Genomic DNA, 13,183 nt, shown 5'->3' with positions numbered 1-13,183 from the left:
TCTTTAAAGGATGAAGAAACTTGGTAACCAAAGGGTTTACAAAACCCGGTTTTTATCATCGCAATGTCTCATATTCACGCGAATAGAGGAAACGCCACGGATTTGCGGCATTTTTAGCGCTTCCCGCAGGAGCGTGCCTTTCGGACGAAATTGCCCGAAACTTCCGGATGAGGCCTAGGATAGGAACGTCAGGACGCCCAGCGCATCAACATGGATGTGCTCCTGATCTTCAATGATATCAATCACTTGAAATCTAAGGAAATGGATAGATGCATCATCCAGCGGCCCGAAACCGCTTGCGCACAAACAGCAAAACGGGGAGCTTGATGCTCCCCGCCAACGCCTCTGATATTTAATTTTTGGTACGCTACCGTACAAAGAACGAGCTGGCCAAAATTGCCTCACCTGTTGTCATTACCAGGTGCGGACATCCAGAACGCGGTCACGATGGGCTGGATGGGTGCTGAACACGAAAATTCGATCCAGCTCTTTCTGCGTCAACAACCGCAGAAAACGAATCTCGGCGGTATTGTTTGGGAAGGTCTTCATCAACAACCCGCCCACCTTGTTGATGCGGGCATCGGGAATGTCCAGATAGAATTGCTTGGGAAGATTGAATTGCGTCAGCAGGGAAATGACGGCGCCGCTTTGAGAAATACGGATGATGTCACAACGGCGCGACGCCATATGGCTCATGCCTTTCTCGGTATATTCCAGGCGCCCGGAATTCATGGTGTCTTCCATGCGAAACCGGCCTTCCCGGTCATACATGAAGGACTCTTCCCTGCGCAGGTAATTTGAATGACCAGCTGCTGTATTCATAATGTGTACCCCACTCACACCCTTACTGGTCACAGGCTAGGGGAACGAACTTAACAGAAAATGGATAAACCGCCTTGCCCGCCCCCTTGGCGAGCCTGCCTTTTTTACCATAGTTAATGCATGGGAAATCATACACGTTCAACGCTTGTAGCTTTGCCCCTGCGCATCAAAAAGATGTAGCTTTTCACCCTCTGCGGCAAAGCGCAGCCGCTCGCCCCTGGCAACCTTGGCAATGCCCGGCAGTTTTATCACCACCGGCTGACCCTCGACCGGGCCGTCGACATAGAGCATTGTCACCTCGCCAAGGGCCTCGACCAGGGAAACGGTACCTTCAAACAGCGCCGGACCTTCGGCGGCAATGGTCAAATCCTCCGGCCTTACCCCGAAACTGGCCGGTTTGCCTGCGTCCTCGGGGGGGACGGCAATCGGCACCGACAGGGTTGAGCGATCCTTGAGCGCGATGCGCGTTTCAGACCCTGCCTCGACGATGGCGGCCGGCAGGATGTTCATGGCGGGCGAACCGATGAACTGCGCAACGAACAGATTGGCGGGCCGCTCGTAAAGCTCCAGCGGCGCACCGACCTGTTCGATCCGGCCCGCCGACAACACGACAATCCGATCGGCCAGCGTCATCGCCTCGACCTGGTCATGGGTGACGTAGATCATCGTGGTATCGGACATCTGCTCATGCAGACGGGCGATTTCAATCCGGGTTGCGACGCGAAGGGCTGCATCGAGATTGGAGAGCGGTTCGTCGAACAGAAAGACTTTCGGATCTCGGCAGATCGCCCGGCCAATGGCCACACGCTGGCGCTGCCCGCCCGACAAAGCCTTGGGCAGGCGGTCGAGATAGGGCTCCAATTGCAGGATGGCGGCGGCGGCGCGCACCCGCCGCTCGATTTCCTGTTTGCTTTCACCGGCGATGCGCATGCCGAAAGCCATGTTGTCGTAGACACTCATATGCGGGTACAGCGCATAGGACTGGAAGACCATGGCGATACCACGCTTGGAGGGTGGCACGTCATTGACGATCTGGTCGTCGATCCGCATCTCGCCGCTGGTAATATCCTCCAGCCCGGCAATCATCCGCAAAAGCGTGGATTTGCCGCAGCCAGACGGGCCGACAAAGACGACGAACTCACCCTTGGCGATCTCTAGGTCGATGCCGTGCAGCACCTTGACCTGTCCATAGGCCTTGCGAATGTCTTTCAGGACCAAGCTTGCCATTGTCCTCCCCCTCCTCGTTTTTGGATCTGTCCGGCTCGCCATGAGCCGGACAGATGTCCATTTGTTAGTCTCAACGTTTAACCGCGACCGAACCAGGCGCCCCAGGCTGGAAGGCTGATCTTGCCACCTGCGACACTCCCGGCAAAACCGTGGCCATCCAGAGCCTGCCAATTTCCATCCGGTAGAGACAGTTCGGCCGGTTCGGCAGACATGTTAAAGCCGCACAAGACCGTCTCTCCATCCAGGCTGCGGGAATAGACGAGGCCTGTCTCCGTCACCGTATGGAAGGCGATCTCGCCCTTGATCAGCGCTGGCTGCGTCCGGCGGAAATGCAGGAAACGCCGATAGTGTTCCAGCACGCTGTCATCATGCCCTTCCTGGACATGGACGGCATTCAGGTTGTGCTCGACCGGGATCGGCAGCCATGTCTTGTCGGCGGCGCTGAAACCGGATTGTTTGGCCAGTGCATCCCAGACCATTGGTGTGCGGCAACCGTCGCGTCCCTTGAATTCCGGCCAGAACTGGATGCCGTAAGGGTCCTGCAGGTCCTCAAAGGAGATATCGGCCTCGGTTAGCCCCAGTTCCTCGCCCTGATAGATGCAGACCGAGCCACGCTGGGTCATCAGCAGTGCGGCCATCTGCTTGGCGAAGGCGGCACGGTCGGCGACATTGGCACCCCAGCGGCTGACATGGCGCACAACATCATGGTTGGAAAAGGCCCAGCAAGCCCAGCCCTCAGGCGCGGCATCTTGGAAGGCCTTCTGGGTATTGGCGACCAGCGCTGGTGTCACAGGGTCGGGCGCGAGGAATTCGAAGGCATAGCACATCTGCATCTTGTCGCCGCCGGACGTGTACTGCCCGGCGATTTGCAGCCCGTATTGGCTGTCCCCGACTTCGCCAACGGCGGCAATCGCTGGAAACTCATCCAGCACGGAGCGAAAGCGCTTGAGGAATTCCAGGTTTTCCGCCTGGTTCTTGTCGTAGATATGCTCCTGGAAATTATATGGATTGACCGCCGGTGCCGTCGCCGCATTGCGCCGTTCGGGGTCGAGCGCCGGATTGTCACGCAAGGCCAGGTCATGAAAGTAGAAATTGATGGTGTCCAGACGGAACCCGTCCACGCCACGCTTCAGCCAGAACCGCACCGCATCCAGCACCGCCTCCTGCACATGCGGATTATGCATGTTGAGATCGGGCTGCGAGGTCAGGAAGTTGTGCAGGTAATACTGCATCCGGCTCGGGTCCCATTGCCAGGCGGACCCGCCGAAAATCGACAGCCAATTGTTTGGCGGCGTGCCATCCGGCTTCGGATCGGACCAGACATACCAATCGGACCGGGCATTGATGCGGCTGGACCGGCTTTCGACAAACCACGCATGCTGGTCTGACGTGTGGGAGATCACCAGGTCGATCATCACCTTGATGCCGAGGCGATGAGCTTCGGCAATCAGCGCGTCGAAATCGTTGAGCGTGCCGAACATCGGATCGACATCGACGTAATTGGACACGTCATAACCAAAGTCCTTCATCGGCGAGGTGAAGAAGGGCGATATCCAGATCGCATCGGCACCGAGGCCTGCCACATGCGGCAGGCGGGCGGTGATGCCCTTCAGGTCGCCAATGCCATCGCCGTTGGAATCCTGGAAAGAACGGGGATAAATCTGGTAGATGACCGCGCCGCGCCACCAGTCCTTGTCCGGCATTGCGACACTATCGGAAGCAGCAGTCATGAATATCTGTCCTCTTGGAAATTTTGGCCTGTTGGAGATTTAGGGAGGGAGGAAAAACAAGCCGTCGAAAACGCGATCAGCCACCCTTGACGGAACCGGCCAGCAGACCGCGCACCAGATAGCGTTGCAGCACGAAAAACACCAAAAGCGGCACGATAATGGTAATGAAGGCGGATGCCGTCAGAATTTCCCAATTGGCGCCACGCGAGCCGAGCAGGTTGACGAGGCGGCCGGTCAGCACCAGTTCCTCATTGCCAGTCCCCAGAAATACCATGGCGACCAGCAGGTCATTCCAGGTCCATAGAAACTGGAAGATCGCGAAAGACGCCAGCGCCGGATAAGACAGCGGCAGCACGATCTTGGTGAAGATCTCGAAATCGCTGGCGCCGTCGACCCGCGCCGATTCCATGATTTCACGAGGCAGGCCAGCGATGTAATTGCGCAACAGATAGATGGCGAGCGGCAGGCCGAACCCCATATGCGCCAGCCAGATGCCAAGATAAGTCTTGGACGGCACCCCGAAAAACTCTCCTACATTATTATAAAGCTGCAATAGCGGGATCAGCGACATTTGCAGCGGCACGACCAGCAGGCCGACAATACCCGCAAGCAAGAGAGAGCGTCCGGGAAAGGGCATCCAGGCCAGCGCATAGGCGGCAAAGGCAGCCACAAGAATGGGAATAATGGTGGCGGGAATGGAAACCGTCAGTGAATTGATGAAGGATTTGCCGATGCCCTCGGCATTCAGCACCGTGCGGTAATTGTCGAGGCTGAAGCGTGGCGGCAGTTTGGCGGTGAAGAAAATACGCTGGCCGCGCGACCCGTCAAAGGAGGTCGTCGACGTCAACTTGAATGTGCCATCTTCGGCGACCGTCAACGTCTGACCATCCTTCAGGCTCGCGGTAGTACCCGCTTCAAACTCTTCCGCCTTGAGGCTGGATGTGCCGAAGGCGCTGACCTTGCCTTGAGGCTCATCAAGCACATTGCCTGATATCACGTAGAGCGCGCCCTCCTGCTTTTGCGCTTCCGGTCCCGGCGCCCGGTAGATCCCCTTCTGGCGTGAACTGGTCAAGGCTGTCCACCAGCCGGAAGCGACAATCTGGTTCTTGTCGCGCACAGACGTCACCAACAGACCCACCGTTGGGATCGTCCATATCACGACCAGCAGCAGCACCGTCAGATTGACCGCGATATTCAGTGGCGAGAGAGCCCGTGTGCGCATCTCAATGACCTCCCATTTCGCGGCGTGTATTGCGGATATTCCAAATCATGATCGGCACCACCATCAGCATGATCACCACAGCAATGGCAGCGCCTCGGCCGTAATCCTCACCGCCTCGGAACATCCAGTTGAACATTAGATTGGCTAAAACCTGGGTCTGCCATTGGCCATTGGTCATGGCCAGCACGATATCGAAAACCTTCAAAACCAGGATGGTAATCGTCGTCCAGACCACGGCAATCGTGCTCCAAATCTGCGGCACCTTGATCTTCATGAAAATCTGCCAGGGATTGGCGCCATCGATCACCGCAGCCTCGATGGTTTCCTCGGGAATACCCCGCAGTGCCGCCGACAAAAGCACCATGGCAAAGCCGGTCTGAATCCATATCAGGATGACCATCAGGAAGAAATTGTTCCAGAACGGCAGGGAAATCCACACCTGCGGCGTACCGCCGAACCAGACGACAATGGCGTTGAGAAGGCCGATTTGTTCGGCATTGGCATCGCGATAATCATAGACGAATTTCCAGATCACCGAGGCGCCGACAAAAGAAATCGCCATCGGCATGAATATCAGCGACTTGGCGATATTGCCCCACCAGATCCGGTCGGTCAGCGCCGCGATGATCAACCCAAACAGAGTGGCACCGGTCGGGACCACGATCAGCCAGAGGATATTGTTGAAAATCGACAGATGAAACTCCCCGTCGAAAATCATCCAGCGGTAATTGTCCAGACCGACGAACTGAGTGCCGGTACGGTCGTAGAACGAATAGGCAATCGAGGAAAACAGCGGATAGACTAGGTAAATACCAAGAGACAGCAGCGCCGGACCTAAAAACAGCCAGGGCCTGATCTGGCCTGTAATCCGCAGATTGTGCGAGGCGCGGGAGAGATCCGGGATATTGGAGGGAAACAGCCGGTCGAGAATGAAGTTCGACCCGAAGAAATAGGCCAGCGCCGCACCCACGCCGATAACGATTGTAATCAGTGCGTATAAAAGCTGTTCCACGGACCCGGCCTCCCAACCCGTCTTATCGATATGGATGCCCAAGTATCGCAGCTGATTGAGGCTGCGATACTTGGAGCTAGTGCGGTGTTATTTCAGGCCGTCCCAGGATTTCTGGACTCCTTTGGCGACTTCGTCGGCGGATTTGCCGCCAGCATAATCGACCATAGCTGTCCAGAAGGCACCCGCACCGATCTTGCCCGGCATCAGGTCGGAACCGTCAAACCGGAACGTCGTGGCGTCGAGCAGGATCTTGCCCTGTTTCTTCAAGGGGTCGTTGGCATAAGTGTCCTGGTTGGCCGCCTTGAAGGCGGTCAGGAAGCCGGATTGCGCCATCCAGACTTCATGGGCGATCGGGGTCTTGATGAAGTCGATAAAGGCACGCGCACCGGGCGAATCCTTGGTGATCATCGCCAGGGTGCCCGCTCCTTCCACGGGATTGCCGAGTTCAGGCTTGCTGGCATAATTCGGGGTCGGGAAGAAATCGACATCCTGGCCAACCACCGTACCCTGCGGGAAGAAGGACGGAATGAAAGATGCCTGATGATGCAGGTAGCATTTCGGCGGGGAGGTAAACAGGCCCTTGGGGCTATCGCGGAAATCGGTGGATGCCACGCCCGCTGCGCCGCCATCAACGAATTTCGGATTGCGCGAGAACCAGCCATAATCCTCGATGGCCTTGACCACTTGCGGATCGTCAAACTTGATCTCGTTCTTCACCCACTTATCGTAGACATCAGCCGGATAGAGCCGCAGCATCATGTCCTCGACCCAGTCGGTCGCGGGCCAGCCGGTCGCACCACCGGAGCCAAGCCCGATGCACCACGGCGTGCCGCCATCGGCCGCGATCTTTTCGGTCAGCGCCTTCAGTTCTTCCATCGACTTGGGCACATCATAGCCCGCATCCTCGAAATTCTCAGGCACATACCAGATCAGCGACTTGATATCGATCTTGTAGGGGAAGCCATAGATCTGCGGCTTGCCGTCCTTGCCCTTGAAGGTGGAAAGATCGACCCAGGACTGACCGGCGGAGAAATTGTCTTTCAGCCACTGTCCATTCTCCTCACCCAATGGCGTCAAAGCACCCTTGGAGGCGAGATCGGCAACCAGACCGGGCTGGGCGAGAATGGCGACATTGGGCGGGCTGCCCGCCTGGGTATCGATAACGATCTGCTGCTCGTAATTTTCCGAGGAGGAGTATTTCACATCGGCGCCGGTGGCCTGGCGGAAATAGTCGAGTACGCTTTCAAACAGCGCCTGATCTTCGCCACGCCAGGGGCCGAAAATCGTAATGGTCTGGCCCTTCAATTGGTGAGACTTGGAAAACTCCTCATAGCTCTTCCAATTAAACCGCGCATCTTCGCCCGGCTTGAACTTCAGCTCGGCGCTGTTTGCTCCGCCTGCAACCAGGCATAAAGCCGCAATCCCCATAAGCAGATGTTTTTTCACGAAAGTCCTCCCTTTATTCAACATCCCAATGTCTGTTTCCATGGCCTGTTTCCCAAGCTGGGACGATCCTGCCATCGCCATCATCCAGCTTCCAAAGCGCTTTGGTGGGCAAACATCTCTATTGCTCGTGGCAGAGTCAAGCCTTTTCAAAAAGTCGAAACCATTCTGTCTCGTTAAAAATGGAGCAGCGACCGGTTTGGGAAAGGGATCGGCTTTAAAAATAGATTTTCGATTTGCAGCACCCGTCTCTGCTGATAATTTGCAAGCGCTTTGGGCGCGGGAGACCCGAGCGAAGGGAGAAGCAAGCCTCGTGAATTTGAAGCAATTGTCGCAGATGCTCGGCCTGTCGCAAACCACGATCAGCCGGGCGCTGAACGGCTATCCGGAGGTTAACGAAGAGACGCGACAGCGCGTTGCCAAGGCCGCTGCCGAGACCGGCTATCGGCCAAATCGCGCAGCTCTGCGTCTGGCAACCGGCAAGGCCGGTTCGCTCGGACTGGTCATGCCGATTTCCCCGGATCGCAGCTCCGACATCCACTTCGCGGAATTCCAGAGCGGGCTTGCCGAGACCTGTCTTCAGCATGAATTTCACTTCGTCATCATTCCCGCCCATCCTCAGGCGGAAGAGCAGGCCATTCGCGGCCTCGTCGGCAGCGGCGCGGTGGATGCGTTCTATCTTGCCTATCTCCGGGCCAGCGACCCCCGCATCGCCATGGCGAAATCGCTGTCGGTGCCCTTCATCGTGCATGGCCGTTCCCAAGGCATTGCCGAGGACTATCCCTATCTGGATATCGACAATGAAGGGGCTTTCCGACAGGCGACAGACCTGATGATCGGGCTTGGCCATCGCCGCTTTGCGGTTTTAAACGGTCCGGCAGACCTCGATTTCGCCTATCGTCGGCTGCAAGGCACCCAAAAGGCGCTGACAGCCGCAGGCCTTGCGCTTCCACCTGAGGCAATCAGCCATACGCTGATGACCGACGAATGGGGCTACCGAAAGATGAGCGCCCTGCTCCATCAGCCAGAGCGTCCGACCGCTGTCCTCTGCGCCAGTACGGTGCTGGCGCTGGGGGCGGTACGGGCCATCAACGACGCAGGGCTGACGGTGGGTCAGGATATTTCGCTGGTCGCCCATGACGACGATCTGCCGCTGCTAAAGCCGGAACATTTCCGGGTGCCGCTCACCACGACACGCTCATCGCTGAGAGACGCCGGCCGGCGCGTGGCGCAACGGCTGATCGCCGACATCGCCCAGCCCCCGGAGGGTTCTCCCCTCCAGGAAATCTGGCAGGCTGAACTGGTCATCCGGGCCTCGACCGGCCCGGCGCCTGCTGGATAGTCAGAATTTCGGCGGCTGCTTGCCTGCGCTACGATAGGCCGCGATCACCGTATTGGCCATCAACATGGCGATGGTCATCGGGCCGACGCCACCGGGAACGGGGGTGATCGCACCCGCCTTTTGCGCGCAATCCGTAAAGGCCACATCGCCGACCAGTTTGGTCTTGCCCTCGCCTTTTTCAGGGGCGGCGACGCGGTTGATGCCGACGTCGATCACGGTCGCGCCGTCTTTCACCCAATCGGCCTTGACCATTTCAGCCCGACCGACCGCCGCCACCAGAATATCGGCCTGGCGGGCCAGAGAAGCCAAATCGCGGCTACGGGAATGGGCCATGGTAACGGTAGCATTGGCGTTGAGCAGCAATTGGCCCATCGGCTTGCCGAACAGGTTGGAACGACCGATCACCAGCGCGTTCAGACCGGAGAGATCAGCCCCGTGGATCTGGCGCACCAGCAGCATTGCACCCGCAGGCGTACAGGAAATCAGCCCGGTTTCGAGATCGCCAGTCGCCAGCTTACCGGCATTGACCACATGCAGGCCATCCACGTCTTTTTCCGGCAGGATGGACTGGATGACCGCCTCGCTGTCGAAATGCCTGGGCAGCGGCAATTGGACGAGGATGCCATGAATGGCGGGGTCGGCATTGAGGCTCGCCACCAGATCCAGCAATTGCTGCTGGCTGGTCTCCTCCGGCAAGGTATGCTGAACCGAATTAAAGCCGCATTGCTTGGCCATCCGGCCCTTGGAACCGACATAGGCGTGACTGGCCGGATCATCGCCGACGATGATCACGGCAAGACCGACCTTCTGGCCGCTGTCTCTTTCGAATGCCTCGGAACTGATCCTGACGGCCTCAATTACCGATGCCGCGACCTGCTTTCCGTCAATCACCATTGCCACGTTGGGTTTCCTCTCGCTGAAAGGCTTAAGAGCCATCTGAAATCTGGCTCATGGGACAACGGTAGCTACCACTGCCATCGGCGCTTTCAAACGCAAAAACACGGTCTGGCATTAAAAAATCATCGTGATCCGTGAAGGTGGGTTGAGTGGCAATTATTGTTGCGCGGCCGCCTTGTCGCGGCGGGCCGACAGCTTGAAGCGCAGCACATGCAAGAGAAAGACCGGAATGCCGATCAAATAGCGCCGCCACAATCGGCTCGGCTCCCGTGTCAGCCGGTAGAGCCATTCACAGCGGATCTTGCGCATCCAGGCAGGTGCGCGTGGCATGGTACCGGAAACAAAATCGAACAACGCGCCGACGCCGAACACCACGCGCGCATGCTGTGGCTTGATATGCTGGGCAATCCATTTTTCCTGCAAGGGGGTGCCCATGCCGACCAGCAGCACGTCGATCTTGGCATCTTCAAGCCGCTCGAGAATGATCGGCAGTTCCTCATTGTCGAAAAAGCCGTCGGCCACCGGCACGAACTCGTGCCATGGCGCATGCTTGCGGAAACGGGCAACCGCACCGGCCAGCACACCGGGCTTTGCGCCAATCAGGCCGATGCGGCGCGGCTCTTCCATATAGGTAAACAGGGCAGGCACGAAATCCGTGCCGTTCAGATTGGCGGCAAAGGGTTCGCCATCGATGATGCTCGCCGCCAGGTCCATGCCTATCCCATCAGGCAGAACGATATGTCCTTTAAGGACATCGCGATAGGCGGCATCCCTCAGCATGATGTTGATATTGTTGGCATTCAGGAAAGAAACCTGCGCATGCGCGCCAGGCGTTGCCGCATATTGCGCGATCAGGCTAAGGCCGGAAACCCAGGAGAGATCGAAGATCGGCATGCCGAACAGGATCTTTTTCGGGGCAATCTGCTGTGCGGTTGAAATCAGGTTCATCGGGTGGAACTCATCATCATGATGGAGGCGACCCCAGTCTCCGGCCAGATCCTGGCGAACCCTATGAATAAGGCGCGCCGTGCTGATCTGTTCATCAGCATCTGCGACAGGGGCTTTGCGCGTGGTAACGGTGTTCATAAACATGACGAGCCAGATTGAAACCACACCCAGAATAACAGGCAGGCATAAAATCCGACTTAAGTAGCCCGCTAGAAATACAGGCTTTTCGTTTATACTTCGTTTACCGCGATCGCTCCAGCCATGCCTCTCATAAGGAAGCGCGAAGATGTGAACCGCATCCTCGTCCTTCAAAGGATTTCGCATATTTCAAATGTATCAATGGCTTGAAATATTCGAAACCGGAGTACCAACGGCCTCTTCAATAGCCGTTCATATCAATGTGCAGGCGCCGCACCTTCCGGGGCCTTCTCTCCTTCAACGATCTTGACCGCTGGCAGCAGTTTCGGCTTGCCGCCACCACCTTCGCGAATATCGTCCTTGCCGAGGAAGTCCAGCTGCTCGATCAGCACGTCATTGATGACATCGCTGCCGAGGCGTTTGTTGATGCCGGTCTTGATGGCCTGCTTGAAACCATCGATGTCGAGTTTGGTCGATTTCGACAGGTCAACCATTGAGTTGCCGACCAGCAGGGTAAACAATTGGTCTGTCATCAGTTCCGTCATCGGCATTTGCATGGCCCCAGCTTTTTCCTTGTCGACCATGAAGGAGAACCGGCCGATGAAATAGCCTTTCACCTTGCCGTTCTCGAGAAACGGCACAGTGATAGCTTCGCCGCGCACCACTTCAGTCGGTGGCGCCTTGGCCACTTCGACCGGAGGCGGCGCGGTAGCAACCTGGATGGAAAAGTAGACGGCGACGAGAGCGACGATGCAGGCCCATACGCCGGCAATGACAATCTTGACCATTAATTTTCTCTGTAGAGAAACTGTTCCTGGGAATAGGTGCCATCACCATCGGCATCCTGAACGGCACTGCGCAGAATATCGGCCACAGCACGCACGGCATCCAGATGTGCCTCGACCCGTCTTGCGTTCAAGGCCAGCTTTTTCTTCAGTCCATGCATCTGCTCGACATAATTGATAGCAATTTCCTTTGGATCGGTATCGCGAAACAACATTGTCAGTTCGTAGAGGCAGCGGCTTTTGTGGGCGTTCGAAACCTTGAAATCAAACTGCGGATCCTTGCCGATTCGATGATTCTCGTTGTCGACAATCATTTCGAGGCGACCGAGAACGGTCTTGATCCGGTAGTCGTTGGACACATGTTCCATGAAAAATCTGTTCCTTGAATTCCGACAGCCAAGCGCCTACGCTGTGGCGCCGGGGCTGATGTCACTTTTTAATCTGCGCATATTTTTATGTTGAGCCCCGTCGCAAGGCAGGCATCCCAGGGCATGGGGGATAATCATGCCCTGCTACAAACTGCGTACCCTACCGCGACAAGATCAAACTGTGGTGGCAGCGCCAGAAAAGGGCGCCTTGACCGTGTCGGTTGCCTCTTCGGAACCCGCAAGGCCAAGTGACTTGCGCTCGATCTCGTCAAGCCGCATCTGCGCCATGTTCTGCTGAGCGGGGTCTGTCGTGGCGTTCTGGGCGCCCTTGTTGCGCAGTTTTGCCATTTCATCGGCATACATCTGCTTGGCAATGCCAACGCCGCCACGCTCGGAAATGGTATTGCCGATCTGCTCGGCCATCATGCTTTTCCAGATTTCACCGGCATTGCCCTTGCCAAAAACAGCTTCACTATCTTTGGGCAGCATGTTGGAAATGAAATTCTGCAACACGATACCTTCATATTGCCGGTAAGGCTTGGGAATATCGCTCGCCTTGATCGTATTGGTGGCGCGATTGGCCAGCCCCGCCTTGGTGGAAGCGCCATCGTTCAAAGTGTTCATCGCCACTTCGAAGCCGGCGCTTTTTTCGTTCAGGCTGGCGGCCTGGACACTGGCGCGTGCCGATTGCAGCCTTTGCTGGGCCTCTGCCATGGCAGACGGTTCGGCCGCCCGCACAACATCCATAACAAGATCGCTTGGAGGAGAAATAGCCACGGTGTTCGTTCCCTGAAAATCAACTGGAACCACTATCTCTCGTGAAGCTTGCTGGAGGCTGGTGTGGCAAATGTCAGGTCGATCAGATCCTGAAGCATTTCATCCTCGGCTTCGCGGTCCTCGTGTCCGCGCGCCTCGAGCATCTTGTCTTGCAGCCGTTCAGCCTTGGTGCGCTGGCGTAAAACCTTGTTTTCCTGCACCCGCTGCACATCGGCCATGCGCCGGTCATCGCCCGAAAGCCGGTCGAAGCGATCCGCATAGGATTGGGCAAACAGTCTATGCACCGGGTCCATCGACCCCAGTGCCTCGATTACCCGTTCGAGGCCAGCCGCAATTTCCTGGCGCTGGCGCGCGGTCTCGACGAGATCGTACTCAGCGATCTTTTCCAAATGCCGCTGCACGGCCACCAGCCGCTTCAATTTCTTGGATTTCTTATCGGGTCCCATAACACGGCCTCATCGAGAGCATTTCA

General features: G+C 57.0%; 13 protein-coding genes. 1 reads left to right on the top strand and 12 read right to left on the bottom strand.

Translation table 11 applies throughout. From position 1 onward, the window contains the following. Nucleotides 1-414: 414 nt before the first annotated feature. From ASB66_RS08040 to ASB66_RS08015, 6 genes are all read right to left on the bottom strand, one after another. Nucleotides 415-822 (bottom strand): hypothetical protein, encoded by a 408-nt coding sequence (locus ASB66_RS08040; RefSeq protein WP_081088895.1) that lies wholly within the window; start codon nt 820-822, stop codon nt 415-417. A gap of 138 nt (nt 823-960) precedes the next feature. Continuing rightward, nucleotides 961-2,049 carry an ABC transporter ATP-binding protein gene (locus ASB66_RS08035; protein WP_060716428.1) on the bottom strand — a complete coding sequence of 363 codons (1,089 nt, stop codon included), beginning with the start codon at nt 2,047-2,049 and terminating at the stop codon, nt 961-963. Between the two features lie 77 nt (nt 2,050-2,126). Continuing rightward, a complete protein-coding gene (bglA, locus tag ASB66_RS08030) occupies nt 2,127-3,779 on the bottom strand; it encodes a beta-galactosidase BglA (RefSeq protein ID WP_060716427.1) in 1,653 nt (550 codons plus the stop codon). A gap of 76 nt (nt 3,780-3,855) precedes the next feature. Continuing rightward, nucleotides 3,856-5,001 carry a carbohydrate ABC transporter permease gene (locus tag ASB66_RS08025; protein WP_060716426.1) on the bottom strand — a complete coding sequence of 382 codons (1,146 nt, stop codon included), beginning with the start codon at nt 4,999-5,001 and terminating at the stop codon, nt 3,856-3,858. 1 nt (nt 5,002) lies between these two features. Beyond that, nucleotides 5,003-6,013: a carbohydrate ABC transporter permease gene (locus ASB66_RS08020; protein ID WP_060716460.1), complete on the bottom strand. Its 1,011-nt coding sequence runs from the start codon at nt 6,011-6,013 to the stop codon at nt 5,003-5,005. 87 nt (nt 6,014-6,100) lie between these two features. After that, nucleotides 6,101-7,459, bottom strand: a complete 1,359-nt coding sequence (locus tag ASB66_RS08015; protein ID WP_060716459.1) for an ABC transporter substrate-binding protein — start codon at nt 7,457-7,459, stop codon at nt 6,101-6,103. A gap of 310 nt (nt 7,460-7,769) precedes the next feature. On the opposite strand from ASB66_RS08015, the gene ASB66_RS08010 reads away from it, so the two are divergent. Then, nucleotides 7,770-8,798 carry a LacI family DNA-binding transcriptional regulator gene (locus tag ASB66_RS08010; RefSeq protein WP_060716425.1) on the top strand — a complete coding sequence of 343 codons (1,029 nt, stop codon included), beginning with the start codon at nt 7,770-7,772 and terminating at the stop codon, nt 8,796-8,798. Here ASB66_RS08010 and folD read toward each other — a convergent pair whose 3' ends face one another. From folD to ASB66_RS07980, 6 genes are all read right to left on the bottom strand, one after another. Further along, the gene (folD, locus tag ASB66_RS08005; RefSeq protein WP_114386366.1) at nt 8,799-9,698 is read right to left on the bottom strand and encodes a bifunctional methylenetetrahydrofolate dehydrogenase/methenyltetrahydrofolate cyclohydrolase FolD; all 900 of its coding nucleotides are present in this window, start codon (nt 9,696-9,698) and stop codon (nt 8,799-8,801) included. A gap of 153 nt (nt 9,699-9,851) precedes the next feature. After that, nucleotides 9,852-10,781 (bottom strand): WecB/TagA/CpsF family glycosyltransferase, encoded by a 930-nt coding sequence (locus ASB66_RS08000; protein WP_234612773.1) that lies wholly within the window; start codon nt 10,779-10,781, stop codon nt 9,852-9,854. A 257-nt stretch (nt 10,782-11,038) separates the two neighbouring features. Beyond that, nucleotides 11,039-11,569, bottom strand: coding sequence for a flagellar basal body-associated FliL family protein (locus ASB66_RS07995; RefSeq protein WP_060716423.1), 531 nt, complete (start codon nt 11,567-11,569; stop codon nt 11,039-11,041). After that, nucleotides 11,569-11,934, bottom strand: coding sequence for a hypothetical protein (locus ASB66_RS07990; protein WP_060716422.1), 366 nt, complete (start codon nt 11,932-11,934; stop codon nt 11,569-11,571). The genes ASB66_RS07995 and ASB66_RS07990 overlap by 1 nt, the downstream gene beginning before the upstream one ends. 174 nt (nt 11,935-12,108) lie before the next feature. After that, a complete protein-coding gene (locus tag ASB66_RS07985) occupies nt 12,109-12,711 on the bottom strand; it encodes a rod-binding protein (RefSeq protein ID WP_060716457.1) in 603 nt (200 codons plus the stop codon). A gap of 32 nt (nt 12,712-12,743) precedes the next feature. Further along, nucleotides 12,744-13,157, bottom strand: coding sequence for a hypothetical protein (locus tag ASB66_RS07980; protein WP_060716421.1), 414 nt, complete (start codon nt 13,155-13,157; stop codon nt 12,744-12,746). Between the last annotated feature and the right edge of the window lie 26 nt (nt 13,158-13,183).

The organism is Gillisella vitis (assembly GCF_001541345.2).
Classification (GTDB): Bacteria; Pseudomonadota; Alphaproteobacteria; order Rhizobiales; family Rhizobiaceae; genus Allorhizobium; species Allorhizobium vitis.
The sequence above is the reverse complement of the archived record's forward strand: the minus strand, read 5'-3'. Positions and strand labels throughout refer to the sequence as shown.

Excerpts from the sequence above, each read along its gene's own strand:
- ASB66_RS08040 (WP_081088895.1), bottom strand. The coding sequence starts at position 822 with ATGAATACAGCAGCTGGTCATTCAAATTACCTGCGCAGGGAAGAGTCC.
- ASB66_RS07980 (WP_060716421.1), bottom strand. The coding sequence starts at position 13,157 with ATGGGACCCGATAAGAAATCCAAGAAATTGAAGCGGCTGGTGGCCGTG.
- ASB66_RS08025 (WP_060716426.1), bottom strand. The coding sequence starts at position 5,001 with ATGCGCACACGGGCTCTCTCGCCACTGAATATCGCGGTCAATCTGACG.
- ASB66_RS07995 (WP_060716423.1), bottom strand. The coding sequence starts at position 11,569 with ATGGTCAAGATTGTCATTGCCGGCGTATGGGCCTGCATCGTCGCTCTC.
- bglA (WP_060716427.1), bottom strand. The coding sequence starts at position 3,779 with ATGACTGCTGCTTCCGATAGTGTCGCAATGCCGGACAAGGACTGGTGG.
- ASB66_RS08000 (WP_234612773.1), bottom strand. The coding sequence starts at position 10,781 with ATGAACACCGTTACCACGCGCAAAGCCCCTGTCGCAGATGCTGATGAA.
- ASB66_RS08035 (WP_060716428.1), bottom strand. The coding sequence starts at position 2,049 with ATGGCAAGCTTGGTCCTGAAAGACATTCGCAAGGCCTATGGACAGGTC.
- ASB66_RS07990 (WP_060716422.1), bottom strand. The coding sequence starts at position 11,934 with ATGGAACATGTGTCCAACGACTACCGGATCAAGACCGTTCTCGGTCGC.